Here is a 22,930-nt window from a genome sequence, read left to right as displayed (position 1 = left end):
TTAGAGCCGCTCGACCACGTGGTCGATGCAGTGCGTCAGAGCCTCGACGTCGTCCGGGTCGATGGCCGGGAACATCGCGACGCGCAGCTGGTTGCGGCCGAGCTTGCGGTAGGGCTCGGTGTCCACGATGCCGTTGGCGCGCAGGACCTTGGCGATCTCGGCGGCGTCGACGCCGTCGGCGAAGTCGATGGTGCCGACCACGCTGGAACGGAACTCCGGACCGGCGAACGGCGTGGTGTAGGAGGTCTTCTCCGCCCACGTGTAGAGCCGCCGCGCGGAGTCGGCGCTGCGGGCGGTGGTCCAGGCCAGGCCGCCGTTGCCGTTCATCCACTCGATCTGGTCGGCGAGCAGGAACAGCGTGGAGACCGACGGGGTGTTGTAGGTCTGGTCCTTGCTGGAGTTGTCGATCGCCACCGGCAGGCTGAAGAACTCGGGGACGTAGCGTCCGCTGCCGGCGATCTCCTCGACCCTGGCGAGCGCGGCCGGGGACATCAGGGCGATCCACAGGCCGCCGTCGGAGGCGAAGCTCTTCTGCGGGGCGAAGTAGTAGACGTCGGTCTCGCTGATGTCGACGGGCAGGCCGCCGGCGCCGGAGGTGGCGTCGACCAGGACGAGGGAGCCGTCCTCGCCCACACGCCTGATCGGCATCGCGACACCGGTCGAGGTCTCGTTGTGGGTGAGGGCGTAGACGTCCACACCCTCCTCCAGCCGGGCCTCGGGGTGGCGGCCGACCTCAGACTTGATCACGGTCGGGTCGCCCAGCCACGGGGCCTTCGCCACGACGGAGGCGAACTTGGAGGAGAACTCACCGAAGTTCAGGTGCTGCGACTTCTCACGGACGAGCCCGAAGGCGGCGATGTCCCAGAACGCGGTGGTGCCGCCGTTGCCGAGAACGACCTCGTATCCCTCGGGGAGGGAGAACAGCTCCGACAGGCCCGCACGGACGCGCCCGACGAGGGACTTGACCGGCTTCTGGCGGTGTGAGGTGCCCAGCACGCTGGATCCTGAGGCCGCCAGAGCCGCCAACTGCTCGGGGCGCACCTTCGAGGGCCCGCAGCCGAAACGGCCGTCGGCGGGCTTGATGTCTGCGGGAATCACGATGTCAGCCACCTGAACAGCCTACTGAGCCTTCCGGCCGATCCAGGCAGAAGTCCGGATTCTGAGATGGGCGAGTCTGGAATGCGGAACGGCTGCCGCGCGACATGGTCGCGCGGCAGCCGTTCGGGAGACCGGTCAGATGGTGCCGAGAACCTCGGCGGCGCCGGGGACGTCGTTGACCGAGCGCTGTGCCGGGCCCACGTAGTCGGCGCTGGGGCGGACGAGCCTGCCCGTGCGCTTCTGCTCCAGAATGTGGGCGGCCCAGCCCGCGGTGCGGGCGCAGGTGAACATGGAGGTGAACATGGAGGAGGGGACCTTGGCGAAATCCAGGATGACCGCCGCCCAGTACTCGACGTTGGTGGCGAGCACCCGGTCGGGCTTGCGGGCGTGCAGTTCTTCCAGGGCCGCCTTCTCCAGGGCCGCGGCGACCTCGTAACGCGGTGCGTCGAGCTCCTTGGCCGTGCGGCGGAGCACCCGGGCGCGGGGGTCCTCTGCCCGGTAGACGCGGTGGCCGAAGCCCATGAGGCGCTGGCCCTTGTCCAGCTCGCTCTGGACGTACTTCTTGGCGTCGCCGACCTGCTCGACGCCTTCGATCATGTGCAGCACGCGGGCGGGGGCGCCACCGTGCAGCGGACCGGACATGGCGCCGACCGCGCCGCTCAGCGCCGCGGCCACGTCCGCGCCGGTGGAGGCGATGACACGGGCGGTGAAGGTGGAGGCGTTCATGCCGTGCTCGGCCGCGGACGTCCAGTAGGCGTCAATGGCCTTCACGTGCTTGGGATCGGGGTCGCCCTGCCAGCGGATCATGAACCGCTCGACGATGCTCGTGCCCTTGTCGACCTCGCTCTGCGGGACCATCGGCAGGCCGAGGCCGCGCGAGGACTGGGCGACGAAGCTGAGGGCGGTCACGCTGGCGCGCGCCAGGTCGGCGCGTGCCTGCTCCTCGTCGATGTCGAGCAGCGGCTTGAAACCGTACACGGGGGCCAGCATGGCCAGCGCGCTCTGCACGTCGACGCGGATGTCACCGGAATGGACGGGAACGGGGTACGGCTCTGCCGGGGGGAGACCCGGCTGGAACGTGTTGTCGACAAGCAGGCCCCACACGTTCCCGAAGGGAACGCGGCCGACCAGCTCTTCGATGTCGACGCCCCGGTAGCGAAGGGCGCCCCCTTCTTTGTCCGGTTCCGCGATCTCCGTCTCGAAAGCTACTACGCCTTCGAGCCCGGGTTTGAAGTCGGACATTGTCGGCCGCCTCCCTTTCTTGAAGTCAAAGCCTTGATGTCGAGATACCGGCGGGTCATATTCAACCCTGCGAGGCTCGGCGGTGTGCCGCCGGACCCGTCGGAACGCGATCGTCCCAGGTGGGGGCGGTGCGCATCTTTTCCGTCAAGCACGGGAGAATACCTTCCCGTGGACGCCACTTCGCCCCCGCCATCCCTGGCGGGGCTCCGCCGCACCTATCAGGGCCTGCCGTTGCTGGAGGCCGAAGTCGCACCCGATCCCGTGTCGCAGTTCGCCGTCTGGTTCGGCGAGGCCGTGGACGCCGGGCTTCCCGAGCCGAACGCGATGGTGGTCGCGACCGCCTCCGCCGGAGGGCGGCCGACGGCCAGAACCGTGTTGCTCAAGGGCTACGACGAGAACGGGTTCGTCTTCTACACCAACTACGAGTCGCGCAAGGGCCGGGACCTCACCGAGAACCCCCGGGCCGGTCTGCTGTTCCCCTGGCACGCCATCCGCCGCCAGGTGCGGGTGGAGGGTTCGGTGGTACGGCTGTCGCGCGAGGAGTCGGCCGTCTACTTCCGGTCCCGCCCGTATGGCTCGCGGATCGGGGCCTGGGCGTCCCGGCAGTCGGCCGTCGTGCACTCCAGAGAGGAGCTGGACGCCCGCTACGAGGAGCTGGCGGAGCGGTGGCCGGAGGATCCGCCGGTGCCGGACTTCTGGGGCGGGTTCCGGGTCGTGCCCGCGGAGGTGGAGTTCTGGCAGGGCCGGCTCGACCGCATGCACGACCGCCTCCGCTACCGCCGTTCGGGGGACTCCTGGACCATCGAGCGCCTGGCCCCCTGACGCGCCCGCCCGCCCTTTACTGATATATCCGCGTATGGCGGGCGAGCGAAGGGGACAGCGTGAGGTTCGGGGATCTGGTCGGGCGGCTTGCGATGGACACGCGTCCGCTGGGGGTCCCGGACTACCGGCGGCTCTGGGCGGGCCAAGGCGTGTCGTTCATCGGCTTCCAGCTCACCTCGGTGGCCGTCAGCGCCCAGATCTACGCCATCACCGGCTCCTCCTTCTGGGTCGGCATGCTCGGCCCGGCCAACCTGATCCCCCTGGTGGTCTTCGGGCTCTGGGGCGGTGCCGTCGCCGACGCGGTGGACCGGCGCCGGCTGCTCCTGGTCGGCGCGCTGATCGCCTGGACCGCCACGCTCGCGCTGCTCGTCCAGGCCGCCCTGGGAATGACCAACGTCGGCCTACTGCTGGCCACCGTGGCCGTGCACGCCACCGGGTTCGCCATCACCGGGCCGACCCGGGGCTCGATCATCCCCCGGCTGGTCCCCGCCGAGCTCATCCCGGCGGCCAACACGCTCAACTATCTGGCGTCCGGCGTCGGTTCCGTCGTCGGCCCGCTCATCGGCGGCCTCGTGCTCGCCCAGGGCGGGTTCGGCACCGCCTACCTGATCGACGCACTGCTGTTCGGCGCGGGTTTCTACGCCGCCCTGCGGCTGCCGCGGATCACGCCGATCGGCGAGATCACCCGGCCCGGCCTACGATCCGTCCTGGACGGCCTGCGCTACGTCGCGGGGCACCCGGTCGTGATGATGTCGTTCGTCGTGGACCTCATCGCCATGGGGTTCGCGCTGCCCAGGGCGCTGTTCCCGGAGATCGTGGCCGAGCGGTTCGGCGGCTCGCTGGTCGCGTTCGGCTGGCTGTCGGCGAGCATGGCCATCGGCTCGGTGCTCGGTGGCCTGATGTCGGGCTGGGTGGGCCGGATCCAGCGTCAGGGCCTGGCGATCACATCCGTGATCGCGGCCTGGGGGCTCAGCGTCGCCGCCGCCGGGCTCGCGGGACAGCTCTGGCTGATGGTCGCGCTGCTGGCCTTCGGCGGAGCCGCCGACCTGATCTCCTCGGTGTGGCGGCAGACGATCCTGCAGACCCACGCGCCCGACGACATGCGCGGGCGGATGCAGGGCGTGTTCCTGGTGGTGGTCGCCGGCGGCCCCCGGCTGGGGGACCTGCGTGCCGGGGTCACCGCGACCTGGTCCGGCGCCACCGGGGCATGGATCGGCGGCGGGATCGCCTGCGCGGTCGCGGTGCTCGTGGTGGGCCTGGCCGTACCGGCGTTCAGGGACTACCGGCCCGCCGTACGGAGCCGGTGAGCGGGCCCGGGGCTTCAGAGTCCACGGGGCCGGGGCTCAAGGGGCCGCCGGTCCGCGGTACGGGGGCGGTGAACGACTCGGGAAGGATTCGACAACCGCCGGTGTTTGCGCTCTTGTCATGGGGGACGGACCTCACAATAGGGTCAGGGTCCAAGACTTTCCGGTCCCGCGCGGCTTCACGGCACCAGCGCGCGATGGACAGGGCATCGAGACAGGACGGGAGGAGCCTTGACCGCACACGGCCTAATCGACACCACGGAGATGTATCTCCGCACGATCTTCGAGTTGGAGGAGGAGGGAATCGTCCCTCTGCGTGCGCGTATCGCCGAGCGGCTGCAGCAGAGTGGTCCCACCGTCAGCCAGACGGTCGCCCGCATGGAGCGCGACGGCCTGGTCAGGGTCGAGGGCGACCGGCACCTGACCATGACCGACCTGGGCCGCACGCTCGCGACACGGGTCATGCGCAAGCACCGCCTCGCAGAATGCCTGCTCACCCAGGTGATCGGCCTCCCCTGGGAGGAGGTGCACATCGAGGCGTGCCGCTGGGAGCACGTCATGTCCGAATCCGTGGAGGCCCGGCTGGTCAGCCTGCTGAACAACCCGATCGAGGACCCGCACGGCAACCCCATCCCGGGCCTGGAAGAACTCGGGGTCGAGGGCGTCCAGGGAGGCGACTGGGAGTCCCTGCCGTCGATGGCCGCCGTGGCCGGACCCAGAGATATACCCGTTGTGGTGCGGCGAATTAGCGAACAAGTGCAAAGCGATCCAGCTGTGATGCTTAAACTCAAGCAAGTTGGGATACAACCCGGACGCGAGGTAACGCTCGCGGCGAGCGACGACGGTGTGCGGGTGACAGGTGACGACGGAGCGGAGAACAGGCTTGCGGAGCTTCCGCGAGACATCGCCGCGCACGTTTTCGTCTCCACACGCTGACCGAGGCCCCTCTGCTTGGTTGGATCCCCCTCGGGAGCCCCTTCACTCCCCGGCCGAGACTGCAGCAGGAGCAACCGTGGTTCGCTTTGCGCACACCCGTCCCCGAGGGGTGGTCACCGGATGAAACGGTGGGGGGATGTCACCCAGGACACCGCCGACCACCTTTCGGCCGGTTCCGTCCTTGATCATGCTGAGATGGCGGTGGTCGTCACCGACCGCTTCAGCAACCTCCTCTATTGGAACCCCTTCGCGGAGAAGCTGTTCGGCCGTCCCGGGCTCCCGGGGTCGCGAGACCAGTCACTCTCCCTGGGGATCATGGAGAAGGACCACCCACTCGCCGTCGAGCTCGCCAAACACGTGCTCAAGGGCGGTGTGTGGGAGGGCACCTTCGACGTCAGGCGCGGTGACGGGACGATCGTCTACGTCCGCGCCCAGGCCGTGCCGCTGCGACACGCGTCGGGATCGGTGACGGGCATCGTCATCACCGCCCGCGAGGCGATGCGCAGCAACGAGCGGGAGAAGGACCGGTTCGGCCTGCTGGAACGGATCGGCGAGCGACTCGCCGGCTCCCTCTACGTCGAGGAGACACTCAAGCGTGTCGCCGAGATGCTCGTCCCGCAGTTCGCCGACCACTGCTTCATCGAGCTGATGGATGGGGAGCGGCTCACCCGGAGAGTCTCCACCCACGTTCCCGGATGGAGCCCGCCGCCCGGCACCTGGGCGCCGCTCGGCGCCGAGATCCGTTATCCGACGGGACACTACGCCGAAATCGCGCTGCGCCGCCAGGAGACGATCCTGGTCGAGGACTTCGCCCAGACCAACTACCCCAGTCCCGGCGAGACCAAGACCCGTCTGGCGGCCGAGATCGGGATGACCTCGGCCATCGTGGCGCCGCTGTGCGTGCGCGGGGAGACCCTCGGGCTGATGTACCTGGGCCTGTCGAACCTGACCGACCGGCGCAGCCCGCACTACGACGCCTTCGACCGCGACTTCGTGGGGGCCATCGCCACCCGGGTCGCCCTGGCCGTGGACAACGCCCTGCTGTTCGAGGAGGAACGGCACACCGCCGAGTCCTTTCAGAAATACCTGCTCCCCCGTGAGCTGCCCCAGCTCGACGGGCTGGAGATCGCGGTCCGCTACTACCCGGCGGCGCCGCTCGCCTCACACGGGCAGGGCATCCAGACCCAGGTCGGCGGCGACTGGTACGACGTCATCCCCCTGTCGGCGGGCCGGGTCGGCATCGTCATCGGCGACGTCGAAGGCCGGGGTGCCAAGGCCGCCGCCGTCATGGGCCAGCTCCGGGCCGCGCTGCGGGCCTTCGCCCAGGACGACAAGCCACCCGCGGAGATCCTCGCCCGGCTCGACGAGTGGACGCGCATCATCGCCACCCCCGAGCAGGACGACAGCGGCGAGGACATCAGCATCCCGCCCATCGTCACCTGCCAGTACCTCATCTACGACGCCTGGTCGCGGCAGCTGTCGTTCGCCAACGCCGGTCACGCCCCGCCGCTGCTGCTTGAGAACGGCGTCTGCGCCGAGCTCGACATCAAGGAGGTCGGCCAGCCGCTAGGCGTCCGCGCCAAGGGCGTCCACGCCGACCTGGTCTACAAGGAGGAGACGCGGACGCTGCCCCCGGGGGCGGCACTGCTGCTCTACACCGACGGTCTCGTCGACCGCCGTCCCGTGCGCGACGCCGACGGCAGGGCGCCCGACGACGAGGAGACGCTCGCGCTGCTCTGCACCAGGCTCGTCGAGATCTCCGAGGCCTCGGTGGAGGGCCTCGCGCACGCCGCGACGACCGCCGTGCCGGGTGAGATCGACGATGACATGGCCATCCTGGTGGTCCGGTCCTCCCCTGACGACCTTGAAGTGGAGGAGCGCACCTTCCCGGCTCAGCCGATCATGGTCGGGGAGGCCCGCCGGATGGCGGCGGAGGCGTTCACCGGCTGGAGCGTCCCCGAGGAGCGCGCCGAGCTCGCCTGCCTGCTGGTCTCCGAGGTGGTGACGAACGTGGTACTGCACGCCGCCACCACCAGCGTCCCGCGCCGCGAGCTGATGATGGACGCCCCGATCTCCTTCGACGAGACCTGGGACGACCTGCCGGACTTCGAAGACGAGATCGTCAACGAGAAGGAGTTCACGCTCCGGCTCCGCAGGGGCCGGGAGGCGGTCTGGGTCGAGGTCTTCGACCAGGACCTGCGGCTTCCCCGCATCCGCAGCGCCGGGGAGAACGACGAGGGCGGCCGGGGCCTCTACCTCGTCGACCAGCTCGCCAAGCGCTGGGGCTCACGCCCCACCAAGGAGGGCAAGGCGGTCTGGTTCGAGATCCCCACCAAGTCCCGCTGACCGCGGGACGGTCCGGCCGAGACCGCTCCCCGGTCTCGAAATGTCACCGGGGAATGGTGTAGGAGATGGCCCTGATCGGTGCTTGACTCGGGACATGGAACTGGCCTTCGAACGGCGAGGGGCTGGACCGCCCCTGATCCTGCTGCACGGAATCGGGCACCACTGGCAGGCGTGGCTGCCGGTGCTCGACAGGCTCGCCGCCAGGCGTGACGTGATCGCCGTGGACTTCCCCGGCTTCGGTGTCTCCCCGCCGTTGCCGCCCGGCTCGCCGTACACGGCGGAGACCCTGGCCGACGCGATCGAGTCGTTCTGCGCGATGCTCGGCCTGCGCGACCCCCACGTGGCGGGCAACTCCCTGGGCGGGTACGTCGCCCTTGAGCTGGCTGCGCGGGGCGTGGTCCGTACGGCCACCGCCCTCTCCCCAGCCGGGTTCTGGAGCCGCGGAGAGTTCCTCTACGCACGGACCGTGCTGCGGGCGGCCAGGGCCTCGGCCCGCGCGACACCGCCGGAGCGGGCGCCGGCCGCCGCGGAGAACCCGCTGGGCCGGATGGCGATGGCGGGCCTGATGGTGGCCCATCCGTCCAGGCTCCCCACCGAGGCACTGCTCGCGGCCGGCCAGGCGCTCAGGGACGCCCCGGGGTTCGACGACACCCTGGACTCGTTCGCCTGGATGATGCCCCCCGCCCCACCCAAGGTGCCGATCACGATCGCCTGGGGAGAGCACGACCGCCTGCTGCTCCGGCGGCAGGCCGTACGGGCCGCCCGGTGGTCGGGCCATCGGGTGAGGTTGCTGCGGGGCTGCGGACACCTCCCGATGAGCGACGACCCCGAACTGGTCGCCAGAGTCCTCGTGGAGGGATCCGAGTAGTCGACCCCGACATCAGCGCCTCCAGAGCCGCGTTCTCTGTACGGGGTCACAGGTCTGTCATCGATTCAGAAGATCGTTAGGGGAAAGAAGCGGCGGATGTTCGCCGCGACCGGAACGGTACGTCCTGGTATCTCAGGTCATTGGAATGATCAGTTGCTGTGCGCAGTCGAGGGTGATGGTGTTCGCGCGGGCGAGGTGGATGAACGTGTTTTGCCCGCATCCGATCGCTGCTGGGATGCCTGTTTCTGTGCATCTGATGGCCATGTGAGAGGCGGCTCCGCCGTATCGGGTGATGAGGCCGGCGATACCTCGGCAGAACAAGAACTCGAAGCCCGGGTCGGCGTTTTCTGTCAGGACGATGCGCCCTGCCAGATCGGTGGATTCAGTGAGCTGGGGCCAAGTGATGAGGACGGCGGGTGCAGTGACTTTCTTGTTGGTGATGAAGTTCGGCGCGTGCTGACTGGTGAGGATGTCGATGTCGTGGCGGCTGGTGATCACGTCGGGAAGGAGCACGCGGCTCTGAGCCACGTGAGTGTGGCATCGATCTTCTGCGAGGTGCCGTAGTCGGGCGACGTCGTGGGCCGTGATGGTGGCGTTGGCGCAGGCAAGGATGTCTTCCACGGTGAGGTAGGACAGGCACTCGGTATCCAGGTTGTGCCGCCGGCCGAATGCTGTGATGAGGGTGAGCGCGTGGCTGATGTTCGCGGTGAACTGGAACTTGTACGCCTCGCGGTGGGTGTGAGTTTGGCGGACAAAGTCCAGCAGCCTCTGGGCGGTGAAGTCGAAGCCGATGCGCGTCAGCCGGGCGTCGATGTCCCGCATGACGCTGATGGGTAATACCTGAGTAGTAGTAGATGGCCGCTGAGTGGGGGCGGCATGGGAACCGGCGAGGTACAGGTGTGGTGCTTCGGCGTAGGAAGGAATGGTGATGTCGTAGGTACCGGGCCTGAGATGGCCGTAGCAGGCAAGGAAGTCCTCCAGAGGCATCTGGCCGCGACGGCACACGGCGAGATCATCAGCGAAGCGGGTGGCCACGGTCTCGATGTCGGCGAGCAACGCGTCATGCTGGGTTTGGTCGATGACGCCGGTGGTGAGTAGGGAGCGCCATAAGGCAGTGGCGATGAACGTGCCGCGCACGGCGACGGCGAAGGGCAGGGTGCCGTGATGGAGCGTGTCCCCCAGCAGGGCGTCCGCGAGGAACAACGGGTGCTCTCCGTGAATGTGGGCCAGAAGCTGGGCGCGCCGGGCCGGGAGCTGACCGATAAGCTGGTGCATCTGGGCGAGTTGACCGCCGTGGTCGTCCACCACGCGGGATGTCAGATGTAGCAGGCTGGCGCGTAACCGGCCGATCTCACCGGGAGTGAGACCGGCATTGGTCAGGGCCTCGGCGTGCTGCGGGAAGTCGAAGGCGAGGGCGCTGGGGCAGATGCGGAACTCGACCTTGTCGTGTGCCTGGGGGCAGCGTGCGAGGCGAGCAAGGTAGCAGTCGACGAGCTTGTGGCAGAGCTGGTCATCCAGGTCGGCGGGCAGGTAGGAGTTGAAGTCCGCCCGAAGATCTACGTACGGGTGGCCGGCCAGGATGACCATGAGATGGTGGGGGGCCGGGTTGTGGTAGCCGAGGAGTCGCCGCGCGTCACGCCACACGTGGTCGGTGATCAGGCGCTGATACAAAGACAGTGCCAGAGGGCGGGGGTGGGCGCCGATCATTTCGGCGGGGTTCCAGTCCGCCATGTTGCTGTAGACGTCCTGGGTGCCGTAGAGGCCGTGTCGGGGATGGTTACGGGCATGAAGAGTTTCTTTGACCTGAGTGATCTCAGCGGCCACCCGGGCGTCAGCGGCGGTGTGGTCGTGGGCCGCACCAGGGAGCGGGCGAACCTGGAGCACGTACAACTGTCCGGCGGTGACGGCGAATTCCACGTCCAACTCTGGCCGGCCGGTGAGATGGATTAGTTCGCGGACGGTGGCGGCCACGGCGTCGAGCGGCGGTTTTAGCCCCGTGGTGGGGGCCTGGCGGTGGATGCGTACGACGCGCGGAATAGTTCCGATCCCACTGGTAACGGTGTCGGTGCGCTCGCCCTCGTCGTAATTGATCACCAGGTAGGGGGCCATCGTATTCAGGTCGCGGGTGAGGGCGACTCCGCTGAAGGTCACCTCACACAGCATCGGCTGGATCAGAATCTCGAAGTCGTCGACGGCTTGGCCGTGGCGTCGGGTGTAGCTGGAGGCGACGGCGAAGACGGCCTGGGCGAGAGCGTCGGGCGCTGCGGCGGGCACGTGCAAGACGCTGGTGTAGACGCCTGCGGCGGAATCGGCGGCGCTGTCTTCTCCGGGCGCACTGCTGCGCACGATCAGTTGCCCGGCGGGGAAGGTGCGGTGGATGGTATGCAGACATCCTTGCTGGTCGCCACGCCATTGGGCGACGGTGATGGTCACCTGATCGGCGATGGTGGCGGTGGTCAGTACGCCGCGCAGTCGCTGAAGAGTCTGTGCCTTGGTGCCGAGGGTGATCGATGGGGCGAGGGTCATACGGGAAGCTCCCGTTCTGCGTGTGGCAGCGTTGTCACGGTGCGTGAGATGGTAGGCGCGATACGGGTGAGCACGTCGCTGTTGATCGTCTTGGCTAGGCGCGCCCATTCCTGCGCGTCGATGGCGCGTTCACCGTGGGCACCGATCAAAATGACGGCCTCGCCCACCACGACCTGCGGGATGTGGGTGACGTCAATGGTCAGGTGCGTCATGCCGACGCACCCGATGACGGAGGCGTAGTGGCCGCAGATCAGGACGCGGCCGGAGCCGGCGAGTTGCCGGGGCACACCGTCGGCGAAGCCTGCCGGAACCACGGCGACGACGGTAGGGGCGGTGGTGCGGTAGGTGGCGCCATACCCAATGGGTGTACCTGAGGGCACGCACGTCAGATGCTCAATGTGGGACGTCAACGACAGCACCGGCCGCAGACAGAGCATCGAGGCCGTACGGGAGTAGGAGGGGGTCAGGCCGTACAGCAAGGCGCCGGGACGCACCATCTCCAACCGGGTGCGCCGGTGCAGGCCAGCGGCCAGCCCCGAGCTGGCCAGCACATGTCGCGGCGGCCGGTAGCCCAACGCGGCGGCCGCTTTCGTGTACATCCACGTGAACAACCGGAGCTGGTCGGCGCAGGAGTCGGGGTGCTCGCTGCTCAGGTGGGTGTAGATGCCGGACACCACCAGGTGATCCAGTGTGGCCAGGTGGGTGATCTGGGCGATGCTCGACGCTGTCGGGGCCCAGCCGAACCGGCCCAGCCCGGTGTCGATTTCGAGGTGGACCGGCACCGGCCGCCCGAGGCGCACCCCGGCTCGGTGGAGGTCACGGGCGGCGGCCAGCGTGGACAGTGAGGGGCGTAGACCGCGCGCCGCCAGTTCGACCATCACGGCGGACGGAGGAGGCGACAAGACCGTGATCGGCACCTGGAGTCCGGCGTCCCGCAATGCGCAGGCCTCACCGGTGGTGGCCACGGCGAGCTGCTGAACGCCGTGGCGGGTCAGCAGCCGGGCGGTGAGGACCAGCCCGTGCCCGTAGGCGTTCGCCTTGACGACGCCCATCACGGTGGTGGCAGGGGTGATCAGGCGGCGCACCGTCTGGATGTTGTCGCGTATGGCTGCCTCGTCGAGGTGGACGCGTAAACGTGCAGGCCCGTCCATGCCGTTACCTCGTCGACAGCCGTGCGCTGCCGGGAGGGGTGACGAGCTCCCGCACGTGCTGCTTGAACAGGGCGCCGCGGGCGCGGTGATCGACGAACATGTCTTTGCTGTTGGCCCCGGGGCTGAACAACACCACATCTCCGGCCTGAGCGACCTCGGCGGCCAGGGTGACCGCCTCGGCGAGGGTGCCGACCTGAGTGACGGCGGTGATGCCGCGCGCGTATGCGGCGGCGGTGATGCGCGGCCCGGTCTGCCCCAGGGTGATGACGTGACGCACCCGCCCGGCCAATCCGGCGACCAGCGGGGCAACGTCGGCCCGTTTGTCGTCTTTGCCGCCGGTGATCAGCACCACCGGCCGGTCAGGGAAGGCACCCAGAGCGTGCAGCGTCGACCACGGGTTCGTCGCCTTGGAATCGTTGTAGTAGTCCACTCCCTGGGTGGTGGTGACGTGCTCGATGACGTGCTCGCGCCCCATGTACCCGGTGGCGACGCGGCGGATCACCCCTACCGGGACACTCCACAGCAGCCCGACCGCCATCATGGCCAGAAGGTTGGCGGTAGCGCCGGGCACCCCCAGCTCTTGATGGGCACATATGACGCTGCGTGTTTGCACGTGCTGGGCCACCACCTGGTCGCCAGCCAGGAACACCCCGTCGAGGTCGGCGGGCAGCGCCTGGAGGCTGAAGTACATGAGGTGCCCTGGCGCCTGCTCGGCGATCTTCCGGCATACCTCGTCGTCGTAGTTGACGACCGTGGAGTGCGCCGGGGTGTGGTTGCGTACGATCCGTGCCTTGGCGGCAACGTATTGGTCCCACACGTAGCGGTCCATGTGTTCGGGCCGGACGTTGGTCAGCACCGCTGTGGCGGGTTGGAAGGCATAGCAGTCCTCCAGTTGCGCAGAGCTGACCTCGACGACCGCGACGTCCCCGTCGTCGATGGCCGAGATCGCCGAGGTGAAGGGCACACCGATGTTGCCGACCACGTGCGTGGTGCGGCCGGCGGCACGCATCAGCTCCCCAGCCAGGGTGGCCGTGGTCGTTTTCCCGTTCGTCCCGGTGATGGCGATGCTCGGGCACAGGCACATGGTGTGAGCGAGTTCGATCTCACTCCATATCGGGATGGCTCGGGCGTGGGCCTCGATGAGCACCGGCAGGTCTCGCGGTACCCCCGGGCTGCGAATGATCAGCGTGAAGTCCGCACAGCTGGGCGGCTCTACGCCAAGGTGGTAAGAGATCGGGAAGCCGGCGAGCCGGTCCAGTTCCGGGCGCAACTGGTCGGCATCACGCGTATCGGTAACGGTGACCGCGTATCCGCGTGAGGCGCACAGGGCCGCCGCGGATTCACCGCTGATCCCTAATCCAATGATCAGAATGCGCGCATGGTCAAGGAACACAGGACGTCCCAGGGGGAGGGGCTGGGAAAACCAGCCGATGAGAGGGGGACAGGCAGTCCGGCGGGGCGTGAGCCCGGGGCGGCGGCCCTTTCGATGGGTTAAAGGGCCGCCGCAGGCACGAGGTGAAGGGAACTGCTCCCGCCGCGAAAGGGCGTGGGTATCGTCGTGCGGGCCGGGTGTGCCGTCAGGAGGCCGACGGGCCTGCGGCCAGTTTCCGTACGGTCTCCATGTCGTCGAAGTGGACGGTCAGCTCACCGATGATCTGGTATTTTTCAGCGCCCTTGCCTGCGATCAGCACGATGTCGTCGTGCTCGGCTACGGCTAGCGCTCGCTGAATCGCCGCCTGGCGGTCGGTGATCCGCTCGTGCTCGGTGCCGGTCGCAGCCACTCCGGCAATGATCTGATCCACGATGGTCTCGGGGTCTTCGCTGCGGGGATTGTCGCTGGTGACCACCACGAAACCCGAGTGTTTCCCGGCGATCTCGCCCATGGGCGCGCGTTTGGTCCTATCGCGATCCCCGCCACAGCCGAAGACAGTGATGACGCGACGGCGGGCGAATCCGCGGATCGTCGACAACACCTTTTCCAGGGAATCGGGGGAGTGGGCGTAATCCACGATCACGGATACGCCGCCGGGGGTCTGGAAGGTCTCGAACCGGCCGGGGATCGGCGGTAGCGACGCCAGAGCATCGAGGACAGGGTCCAAGTCATGGCCCAGCAGGTGGCAGGTCGCTACCGTGGCCAAGGCGTTGTGCACCGCGAACCTGCCGGGGATGGGCACCTTTGCTTCTACCTGGTGGCCGTTGTGGTGCAGGATGAATCGTGTGCCGGTGGGCTCCACCACCAGGTCGGTCGCCCGGAAATCCGCCGTCGCGCTGTCGATGCCGAACGTCGTCACCGCGCCGGGCATCAACGCGGCAATGTCCGTGCTGACTGGGTCGTCGGCGTTCACAACCGCTCGGCGGCACATCCCCCGAAACAGCAGCAGCTTGGCCTGCTTGTACTGCTCCATGCTGCCGTGGTTGTCCAGGTGATCGGGCGTCAGGTTGGTGAACACGCCCACACTGATGTCGGTGCAGTCAACGCGGTGCAGTGTCAGCGCCATCGAGGACGCCTCCATGATCACCGTGCCCGCACCCCGGTCGCGCATACAGCGCAGGATGTGCTGCAGGTCCACCGACTCCGGCGTGGTGGGGGTCGTCCTGTCTATCTTGATCGGCTCGTGGCCGACGCGATACCCATCGGTACCGATCACCCCGGCCCGCGTCTTCACCCCGGTGCGCAGTGCCTCCTCCATCATGTAGGACACCGAGGTCTTACCGTTTGTGCCGGTGACGGCCACGACGTCCATCTCACGCCCGGGATTACCGAAGTACCTGGAGGCCACCACCGGGACCGTCGCGCGCGTGTCCGCCACCTGAACCACACACACCTGTGGTGGCAGGCTGTCTGCGATCGGGTGATCGATCATCACCGCCACTGCGCCGCGTTCGACGGCGTCGCGCACGAACCGGTGACCGTCCGTGCGGGAACCCCACATGGCGACGTACATCGATCCGGAGGTCATCCGCCGCGAGTCATACGCGACGCCGGCCCTGACGTCGACCGACTCTGGGTCGCCCTGAAGCACCTGATGGTCGTATCCGGCGAGAAGATCACTCAGTTTCATCGATACCGCTCTCCTTTTTGTCGTCAACCTGTCGTGAACGCACGAAAGGTCTTGCCATGTCGTCGTGGGTCTGCGGGGTGGTGGTGAAGGAGTGGGTGGCGCGGAGGGTGTGCGTCAGTTCGATCTGGGTCGCCAGCGCGGAACCGAGGCGTTCGGGGGAGGGACGGGTAATCAGGTATTTGACGTCGGCCTGCTGTTCACGCTGGGTGAGGGGTGCGCGCCGGAGGGCGGTCCAGTGGCCGAGGACCGCGTCGTGGCTGATGCGGTAGCCGGGGTAGGTCTGCTGCAGCGCGGTGAGTTGGTCGGCCGCCGTGTCGCTGGACTGGGGCGGGGCGTTCATGTGGCTTCCCTTGGTGTTTCGAGGGCGGGTGGGTAGGGGGTGTGGCCCCGGGGTTCTGCCGGGTCGGCGGGGGCGCGACATCCGGTGAGGCGTCCCGGGACCACGTCTGGCAGATCCGGGTGACCAGCCGTACGGGGGGCGGGTGGTCGTGCCGCCGTGGGGTGCGGCGGGATCTGCCAGAGGTCGGGGTGTGCGTGCAGCATGTTGTCCCACAGTTCGGCGGCGCTGCGGCCCTGCGCGGTACGGCAGAGCGCCGGGTCGCTGCACTCCCAGGCGTCGAACCGCCGCTGGTATGGGCACCAGATGACGACCCAGGTGGGTGCGTGGGTCTGCACGAGTTCGGCGGCCAGCACCGCGTCGGCGTCAGACCGGGCAGACATGGTCAGCCGGGATCACGTCGGCCGGCAGCGGACTGCGCAGTACCTCATCGGCGTAGCGGTTGCGCAGGAGCATGCAATGCTCGGCGATCCGGGCGGCGGCGCTGGCCGGCTCCGTAGCGCAGGCGCGCGAAGGCCGGCTCCGGTGATCCGGTTCGGGGCTGGTCCACCTGAAGTTCTCACCGTCGGTGGAGACCAGCAGCCCGCGGTACACCGACACCAGCGCATTGCCAGAGGCGAGCTGGTGAACATCAGCGGAGATCTTGTGCTTGCCGGCGAGCATGAGCACCAGTTCCTCGGCGCGCTGTACAGCAGAAGACTGCGTCTTGGCTAGTCTCTCTGTCCCCTGTGCGATGACCTGGTGGATGGCGACAATTTCATTGGGCATTGCGGATTCCTCAGCAACTCGGAGCGTGTTTGCCTCGTCACTGCACTGGCGAGGTTGACGCTACGAGTCATGTGAGGACCGCCACAGGGACAGAGTCCACTAGTCACAGCACTGGATTTTCCGGCGACTAGTGGGCTACGCCCATAAATTTCGCGAGTGCTTTCACTCCGCGAGGTGGGCGAGGGTGCTCCAGCATCTCTCGGATGACGGCCTTGGCCAGACCGGACCGGCGCAACCAGTCCGGCGCGATCTGCCGGACTGTCTTGAGAGTTTCCACCGCTTCGGTGTCTCGGTGGGTCTGCGATTGAGCGTGAGCGACATCGACCAGGAACCAGACTTTCCAACTGTCCGGCGTCTTGCCCATCAGGGGGACCTTCTGCGCGAGCCGTAGCGCCGCCCCCCATTCGCCGGCCGCAGTCTCGACGCTGACGGCCTGCATGGCGACCGCAGTGGGTCCGAATACGCTTGTCCATCGGTCGGTTGAGTCTTCTCCGATCCTGACGGCGGCCGCACGTGCCACGCTGAGCAGTTCCCGGGCGGTGTCGTAACGCCGGTGCCGGGCAGCGGCCGTCATCGCTGACAACAGCAGCCCGCCGTACACCGAGACCTCGCTGGCCGTGGAGTTGCGGAACTTCGGCTCGATGCTGTCGGCCGTGGCTACGGCAACGTTCTCGCTGTCGCTCAGCCTGCCGGTACGCATGAAAATCCACGACACGCTGTTGCTCAACATGGCGTTGAGCAAGGGATCACCGGAGTTGGCGGCAGCGGTCCGAGCGCGGTCGAGACCATGCAGTGCCAGGTCCTCCATCTGGCTCCGCGTGAGCACGTGCGCACCGAGCTGCGATGCCTTCGCCAGGATGGCGTTCGCCTTCTGCGCCTCACCATTGGTGTACTCGCGAGCAGCCACTCGGGCCTCGGTAAGCAGTTGCGGCACGGTCCGGGTGAGCGTGACGAAATCCGCGGCGTGGTAGCTGCCCCATGCGTCCTCCACCGAACGACGCAGCGCAGCAATGTCCGGAGGGGTGTCCTCTTCGTCATGATCAGCGGATGGGAGGAAGTCGCTAGCAGGGATCAGTGTCCGACGGATGGCCAGAAGTTCGTCGCTCCGGCGTTCCTCCTGCGGGATGACGCCCTCGGCGAGCGCCGTGGTGGTGATGCCCAACGCGTGGGCCAGTGCGCCGAGGGTGGAGATCCGCGCGCCTTGGCGCTGGCCTTGTTCGAGCTTGCGGATGGTGTCAATGCTGACGCCAGCGCGTTCGGCGAGGATTTCTTGGCTGAGATCTGCGTAGGAGCGGGCGACCTTGAGACGTTCGCCGATGGTCATGTCAGGACGCAGATCTATCGCGCTACCGTCAGGCATGGCTCTGCCTCTCGCTGATTGAGCTTCGACACTCTCAGGCTAGATGTGCGGGGCTCGTTTGTGTCTGTGGGCGACTGCAAGACCTTCGCATTGTTGCTGCACTGTCTACGGCGCGGGCGTCAGCGGAACGTCTGGCCCCAGAGAGCGAGCATCACGAGGACAAACACGACCATGACGCCCATGTAGGCGATCGGGCCGAACCGCAGGGCACGCCTGACCCGGTTGAGGCCCCAGGCGAACAGGAACGCCAGGAAGATCAGCAGGATCAGTCCGCTGTCCATCGCCACCGCTTTCGGGAGAGCCTACGGTGACCAGTATGCGTCGGCTGAGCCGATCCTGCGGGATGTAAGCGCGACGCCGTACTCATGAGATCGTTGCGCCTCGTGAACAGAACGTTGAAGATAACGTGCATTCTGCTGGTGTCCGCCCTTGCCGTTGGTCTCTCCGCCTGTTCGGGCGGGAGCGACCCGTCCGCGGCCCCGGTGGAGCCCAGCGCTTCCGCGACCATCCCCGAACCGGCCCCCTCCGAGGAGCCCACCCTCCCTTCTGACCCTTCTGAGCCTTCCGCCGTGGCTTCCACGGAGCCCGAGGCATCGGTATCAGTGTCGGCATCGGCATCGGCATCGGCGTCGGCGAGCCCGAAGCCCGTGGCTCTGGCAGCCGACGGCGTGCTGCGGGGAGACGTCCAGCCGCTGGGAACGGGCTGGATCACGGTGGCACCCGAGGGCGAGGCGGCACGGAAGGTCGCGCTCACGCCGTTCACGGTGGTGCTCGACCTGCAGGGGGAGATCTGCAAGCAGGGCGCGATCCCGCACAGGTGCACGGCGGCGCAGCTGAAGAAGGCGCTCAAGTCGGGCATCTCCCTCTACGCCAAGGTGACGGTCAGGGGCGGGACGGTCGAGCAGATCGAGGAGCTCATCCCGAAGTGACGGCTCCGGCGGCCGGTCACGCACCGGCCGCGTTCACTACGCCCGGTGCGCCCGGTGCATCTGGTGGGCCCAGTGGGTTCAGTGGGCCCGGGGCGTTTGACGCGTTCACCGCGTCTGGCACGGACGCGGCGGCCCCGTGACCGGAGGCCCCAGAAGCCCTGGGAGCCTCAGAAGCCGAAGGAGCGGCCGATGATCTCCTTCATGATCTCCGTGGTGCCGCCGTAGATGGTCTGGACGCGGCTGTCGATCCAGGCCTTGGCGACGGGATACTCCATCATGTAGCCGTAGCCGCCGTGCAGCTGGAGGCAGCGGTCGATCACCTTGGTCTGCAGCTCGGTGGTCCACCACTTGGCCTTGGCGGCGTCCACGGCGCTGAGCTCCCTGGCATTGAGGGCCAGGATGCACTTGTCCACGTAGTGGCGGGCGATATCCACCTCGGTGTCCAGCTCCGCCAGGACGAAGCGGGTGTTCTGGAAGCTGCCGATGCTCCGGCCGAAGGCCTTGCGGCTCCTGCAGTATTCGATGGTCGTCTGCAGGACGGTCTCGGCCGCGGCCACAGCCATCACGGCGATCGACAGCCGCTCCTGCGGGAGGTTGCGCATGAGCTGGAAGAAGCCCTGGCCCTCTTCCTCGCCCAGCAGGTTGGCCGCGGGGACCCGGACGTTCTCGAAGAACAGCTCCGCGGTGTCCTGGGCGTGCATGCCGATCTTCTCCAGGTTGCGGCCCCGGCTGAAGCCCTCCATGCCCCGTTCGACGACGAGCAGCGAGATCCCGCGGGCGCCCGCGGCCGGGTCGGTCTTGGCGACCACGACGACCAGGTCGGAGTTGATGCCGTTGGTGATGAAGGTCTTCTGACCGTTGACGACGTAATGGTCACCCTCACGCACCGCCGTGGTCCTGATGCTCTGCAGGTCGCTGCCCGCATCCGGCTCGGTCATCGCGATGGCCGTGATCAACTCACCGCTGACGAACCCGGGCAGCCAGCGGGCCTTCTGCTCGTCGTTGGTGAGATTCACGAAGTACGGTGCCATCACGTCGTTGTGCAGCGAGTAGCCCAGGCCGCTCGCGCCGATCCTGATGATCTCCTCGACGATCACGGCGTTGTAGCGGAAGTCCGTGATCCCGGCCCCGCCGAACTCCTCAGGCACCCCGAAGCCGAACATCCCGATCTCGCCAGCGCTCTTCCACACCTGGCGGGGGACGATGCCGTCCTTCTCCCACTGTCCGTGGTAGGGCACGACTTCGCGGGCCAGGAACTCGCGCACGGTCTCACGGAAGAGCTGGTGCTCCTCCTCGAAGAGGTCTCGCTGCATTGACTGCCTCCTACAGGATTCCGTAGACCAGAATACAATTCTGTTACCCCCAGGTACACCTGCCTGTGGTGCCACCACTACCGCTCTTGATTCCCCGGGGGCCCAGATCACAAGTCCGCCACAGTCTCCTGGGGGTCTTGTCATCCTCCTGCCGGAGGAGATCGCGGGGCGGTACGATCCGGGCCTAGTTGTAGTTAGATGACCAGTTTTGCGGCCAAGCCCCGATGATCGGAGTATGCGGTGTTTCGGTGGGGAGCGGGACTCCGGGCGGCAGTTGCCGCGTCAGTCATGGGGTTGGCGGTTGGTTCCCTGGTCGCCCTCTCTAATTCGCGGGGCTTCGCAGAGACGATTAATAGTAATAATTATTACTACGACTACCTGTGCAAGGGGCCTCTTACCGGAGACCAGGAAAAAACCCTGAAGGTACAGGTATCGATACCGGATAAAGTCCTTCTTGGCCAGCCTTTAAAGGTTGACTGGGCCATTCTGAATGAATCGCCATTTCGCCCAACGGGTGCTTACATCAAGGGTGCCAAGGTTTCAGTCCTCGCTGTCGTTGCCATCTCGAATCTTTGGGATGGTACGGGAACCCTTGAATCTAAGGGTGAGTTGGTGACAGACGTCGATGTGACTAAGCAGACCGTTTTGGGGTTGCCTAAGATCACTTCAGGATCCTATATGACAGGTGCTGAAGTGGGTGAAATCAAGGTCGCCCCCCGCGCGATGAAGATTGGATTCACGCCGGCTAAGGCAACGGTGCAATTCAACGATGCTGACACGGCCTCGCCTGTAAGCAGAGAAAAGCCCGTATCCTATGCGATGGATTGGACTTATCAGTCCAACCACAGCGCTCAGGTGCCGAAGGAAGAATGGGTCGGATCTGGGCGTGACCGTCAAGACGACGTGCACTACACGAAGGTAGACGGTGCTGCAGTTTCGATTGATTTTGAAGGCACCGGTATTGAATACGTTGGTGAGCGTCATGAGGCATACGGCGATATTGAGGTCGAGCTCGTTGACTCCAAGGGCAACGTGCCGAAGGGCTACACCCCAGAGATTTTCTCGCCATCGAAAAAGTCCAACGACAGCAAAGCTGAGCCGGTAGAAAAGGGTAAGCGTCACGGCGGTGAGACTCTGTGGAGCAAGACTAATCTTCCCTACGGGGAATATACGGCGAAGTTCACTGCCAAAATCACAGATTCGCACCCGTTTGCTTTGGTTGACGGATTCAACGTGATCAATAAAGAGCACGCAACTCCGCCCGAGATTTTCGATACGACCTGTGAACAGCCTGACCAGGTAACTGTTGTTTCGGTGAAGGTTGAGAAGGATCCCACGCCGACTCCCACTAATACGACGCCGACTCCCCGTCCCACTGTCACGGTCACGGCCACGGCGCCGAACGGGTCGTCCACGACCACCTCGGCGCCCACGCCTACCCTGACCGTCACGACCACCGTGACCCCCACCAGGGCCACGCCGACCGCTCCTCAGGTCGCCGTGACACCCTCAGGTGGTGCGCAGACCGGTGAGGCCCCCGACGGGCACTCGTCAGGTGCCGGGCTGATCGGCGCCGGAGCCGTTATGGTCTTCGGAAGCGCATGGGGCGGGATGGCGTTGATGAGGCGACGGGCAGCGTATGTGCGTGGCCGGGGTTAGGTAAGGAGGCGCGCCGGATGTATCCAGGGCCTTCGCAGGGCGGTCCCGACCCCTACGGTCACGACCCTTACGGCGCCGGCCATCCCCCCAAGCCGAAGGGGAGCATGATGCTCCCGGTGCTGCTCGTGGCCGGGTCGCTGGGCGGGATCGCCGCGATCATGGCGGGGCTGCTCACCTACCTGACTCCGGCGACCGACGAGGAGCCCTACGGGGCTCCGATCTCGCAGGCGGCGGACACCAGGGCGCTGGAGAACGGCCCGGCGTCGACCGAGCCGCCGGGGCAGCAAGAGCAAGGTCAGCAGCAACAGCAGGATCCGGCGCTGGCATTACCGTCGTCGGTCGGGCCGGGTGGGCTGGATGTGCCGTTGACGGCCGCCGCGCCCACGGCGCCGCCGCCGCTGCCCGTCGTCCAGCCGCCGGAGCCGCTCAAGAGCGTCGGCGTGAAGCCGTACAGGATCGCCATTTCGAAGATCGGTATGCTGGCTCCGCTGATGGCGCTGGGGGTGGACAGCAAGAAGGAGATCCAGACCCCTCCGTTGAGCAAGCCGAACCAGGCGGGCTGGTACAAATACGGGCCGGTCCCCGGCCAGCAGGGGCCCTCGGTGGTTCTCGGGCACGTGAACACCCGGAGCGGGGCCGCCGTTTTCAGCCGCCTGAAGGAGGTCAAGCGCGGAGACACGATCAAGGTGTCCCGGTCGGACAGGACCATCGTGGAGTTCACGGTCGACGGCGTCGAGCAGGTCAGCAAGAGCGCCTTCCCGACGAAGCGGGTCTACGGCAACACCGGCGAGGCCACCCTGCGGCTGATCACCTGCGGTGGTGTCTACAACAGTAAGACCCACCACTACACCGACAACATCATCGTCTACGCGACCCTGTCGAAGACCCGCCGCGTCTGACCCGCGGCCTGTGGTCCGGCAGCTCGGCGCGGTGTTCCGGGCCGAGTCGGTGCCCGGTGAAGCGCGGGGTCGGTCTGCCGCGTACGGGCGACGGACGTCCTACCGCCACCGCTGCGCTTTTCGCGCCGTACCGTGCCGTACTTCTCAACAGTGATCAACCTCGGATGCGCCCTGAACCATCGTGAACCGCCTGTACAGAGGCGACCACGCCCGTTTTTGATCGTTAGCCGCCTGCTCAATACGGGTAGGGAACCGCCTATACAGGTGAGCCCCCCGAAAGATCAGAAGACGGGGGTGTGCTCAGGTGAGT

Annotated in this window: 20 protein-coding genes; 8 read left to right on the top strand and 12 right to left on the bottom strand. The window is 67.0% G+C overall.

The window, feature by feature from the left end; genetic code table 11:
• Together serC and ACIN94_RS12695 are read right to left on the bottom strand one after the other, a co-directional pair.
• Positions 1-1,110 carry a phosphoserine transaminase gene (serC, locus tag ACIN94_RS12700; RefSeq protein WP_400703886.1) on the bottom strand — a complete coding sequence of 370 codons (1,110 nt, stop codon included), beginning with the start codon at positions 1,108-1,110 and terminating at the stop codon, positions 1-3.
• Positions 1,111-1,233: 123 nt separating this feature from the next.
• Positions 1,234-2,340, bottom strand: a complete 1,107-nt coding sequence (locus ACIN94_RS12695) for a citrate synthase 2 (RefSeq protein WP_400703883.1) — start codon at positions 2,338-2,340, stop codon at positions 1,234-1,236.
• Positions 2,341-2,508: 168 nt separating this feature from the next.
• Here ACIN94_RS12695 and pdxH point away from each other — a divergent pair, with 168 nt between their 5' ends.
• The 5 genes from pdxH to ACIN94_RS12670 all read left to right on the top strand — a co-directional run bounded on the left by pdxH (position 2,509) and on the right by ACIN94_RS12670 (position 8,616).
• Positions 2,509-3,162: a pyridoxamine 5'-phosphate oxidase gene (gene pdxH / locus ACIN94_RS12690; protein WP_400703880.1), complete on the top strand. Its 654-nt coding sequence runs from the start codon at positions 2,509-2,511 to the stop codon at positions 3,160-3,162.
• A 59-nt stretch (positions 3,163-3,221) separates the two neighbouring features.
• Complete coding sequence (locus ACIN94_RS12685) at positions 3,222-4,469, top strand: MFS transporter (protein WP_400703877.1); 1,248 nt, start codon at positions 3,222-3,224, stop codon at positions 4,467-4,469.
• A 228-nt stretch (positions 4,470-4,697) separates the two neighbouring features.
• Positions 4,698-5,402: a metal-dependent transcriptional regulator gene (locus ACIN94_RS12680; protein WP_400703874.1), complete on the top strand. Its 705-nt coding sequence runs from the start codon at positions 4,698-4,700 to the stop codon at positions 5,400-5,402.
• 120 nt (positions 5,403-5,522) lie between these two features.
• Positions 5,523-7,748 carry a SpoIIE family protein phosphatase gene (locus tag ACIN94_RS12675; protein WP_400703871.1) on the top strand — a complete coding sequence of 742 codons (2,226 nt, stop codon included), beginning with the start codon at positions 5,523-5,525 and terminating at the stop codon, positions 7,746-7,748.
• A 94-nt stretch (positions 7,749-7,842) separates the two neighbouring features.
• A complete protein-coding gene (locus ACIN94_RS12670; RefSeq protein ID WP_400703868.1) occupies positions 7,843-8,616 on the top strand; it encodes an alpha/beta fold hydrolase in 774 nt (257 codons plus the stop codon).
• 132 nt (positions 8,617-8,748) lie between these two features.
• Here the strand turns inward: ACIN94_RS12670 and ACIN94_RS12665 are convergent, their stop codons facing one another.
• The 9 genes from ACIN94_RS12665 to ACIN94_RS12625 all read right to left on the bottom strand — a co-directional run bounded on the left by ACIN94_RS12665 (position 8,749) and on the right by ACIN94_RS12625 (position 18,101).
• Positions 8,749-11,142: a PEP-utilizing enzyme gene (locus ACIN94_RS12665; protein ID WP_400703865.1), complete on the bottom strand. Its 2,394-nt coding sequence runs from the start codon at positions 11,140-11,142 to the stop codon at positions 8,749-8,751.
• Positions 11,139-12,293, bottom strand: a complete 1,155-nt coding sequence (gene alr, locus ACIN94_RS12660; protein WP_400703862.1) for an alanine racemase — start codon at positions 12,291-12,293, stop codon at positions 11,139-11,141. Before alr ends, ACIN94_RS12665 begins: the two co-directional genes overlap by 4 nt.
• Positions 12,294-12,297: 4 nt before the next feature.
• Complete coding sequence (murD, locus tag ACIN94_RS12655) at positions 12,298-13,686, bottom strand: UDP-N-acetylmuramoyl-L-alanine--D-glutamate ligase (RefSeq protein ID WP_400703859.1); 1,389 nt, start codon at positions 13,684-13,686, stop codon at positions 12,298-12,300.
• 184 nt (positions 13,687-13,870) lie between these two features.
• Positions 13,871-15,355, bottom strand: coding sequence for a UDP-N-acetylmuramoyl-L-alanyl-D-glutamate--2,6-diaminopimelate ligase (locus ACIN94_RS12650; protein ID WP_400703856.1), 1,485 nt, complete (start codon positions 15,353-15,355; stop codon positions 13,871-13,873).
• Positions 15,342-15,695 (bottom strand): hypothetical protein, encoded by a 354-nt coding sequence (locus ACIN94_RS12645; RefSeq protein WP_400703853.1) that lies wholly within the window; start codon positions 15,693-15,695, stop codon positions 15,342-15,344. Before ACIN94_RS12645 ends, ACIN94_RS12650 begins: the two co-directional genes overlap by 14 nt.
• A complete protein-coding gene (locus ACIN94_RS12640) occupies positions 15,692-16,075 on the bottom strand; it encodes a hypothetical protein (protein WP_400703850.1) in 384 nt (127 codons plus the stop codon). The genes ACIN94_RS12645 and ACIN94_RS12640 overlap by 4 nt, the downstream gene beginning before the upstream one ends.
• A complete protein-coding gene (locus ACIN94_RS12635) occupies positions 16,059-16,460 on the bottom strand; it encodes a hypothetical protein (RefSeq protein ID WP_400703847.1) in 402 nt (133 codons plus the stop codon). Before ACIN94_RS12635 ends, ACIN94_RS12640 begins: the two co-directional genes overlap by 17 nt.
• A 127-nt stretch (positions 16,461-16,587) precedes the next feature.
• A complete protein-coding gene (locus ACIN94_RS12630; RefSeq protein WP_400703844.1) occupies positions 16,588-17,784 on the bottom strand; it encodes a helix-turn-helix domain-containing protein in 1,197 nt (398 codons plus the stop codon).
• Positions 17,785-17,939: 155 nt separating this feature from the next.
• Positions 17,940-18,101, bottom strand: a complete 162-nt coding sequence (locus ACIN94_RS12625; protein ID WP_400703841.1) for a hypothetical protein — start codon at positions 18,099-18,101, stop codon at positions 17,940-17,942.
• A 366-nt stretch (positions 18,102-18,467) separates the two neighbouring features.
• Between ACIN94_RS12625 and ACIN94_RS12620 the strand changes: the two genes are divergently transcribed.
• Positions 18,468-18,749: a hypothetical protein gene (locus tag ACIN94_RS12620; protein WP_400703838.1), complete on the top strand. Its 282-nt coding sequence runs from the start codon at positions 18,468-18,470 to the stop codon at positions 18,747-18,749.
• A 167-nt stretch (positions 18,750-18,916) separates the two neighbouring features.
• Here the strand turns inward: ACIN94_RS12620 and ACIN94_RS12615 are convergent, their stop codons facing one another.
• Positions 18,917-20,062: an acyl-CoA dehydrogenase family protein gene (locus ACIN94_RS12615; protein WP_400703835.1), complete on the bottom strand. Its 1,146-nt coding sequence runs from the start codon at positions 20,060-20,062 to the stop codon at positions 18,917-18,919.
• A gap of 288 nt (positions 20,063-20,350) precedes the next feature.
• On the opposite strand from ACIN94_RS12615, the gene ACIN94_RS12610 reads away from it, so the two are divergent.
• Both ACIN94_RS12610 and ACIN94_RS12605 read left to right on the top strand, forming a co-directional pair.
• Positions 20,351-21,721, top strand: a complete 1,371-nt coding sequence (locus tag ACIN94_RS12610; RefSeq protein WP_400703832.1) for a hypothetical protein — start codon at positions 20,351-20,353, stop codon at positions 21,719-21,721.
• A gap of 17 nt (positions 21,722-21,738) precedes the next feature.
• Positions 21,739-22,620, top strand: a complete 882-nt coding sequence (locus ACIN94_RS12605) for a class F sortase (protein ID WP_400703829.1) — start codon at positions 21,739-21,741, stop codon at positions 22,618-22,620.
• Positions 22,621-22,930 lie beyond the last annotated feature (310 nt).

Source organism: Streptosporangium sp. NPDC087985 (genome assembly GCF_044741965.1).
GTDB lineage: Bacteria > Actinomycetota > Actinomycetes > Streptosporangiales > Streptosporangiaceae > Streptosporangium.
This window is presented reverse-complemented; position numbering and strand designations above follow the sequence as displayed.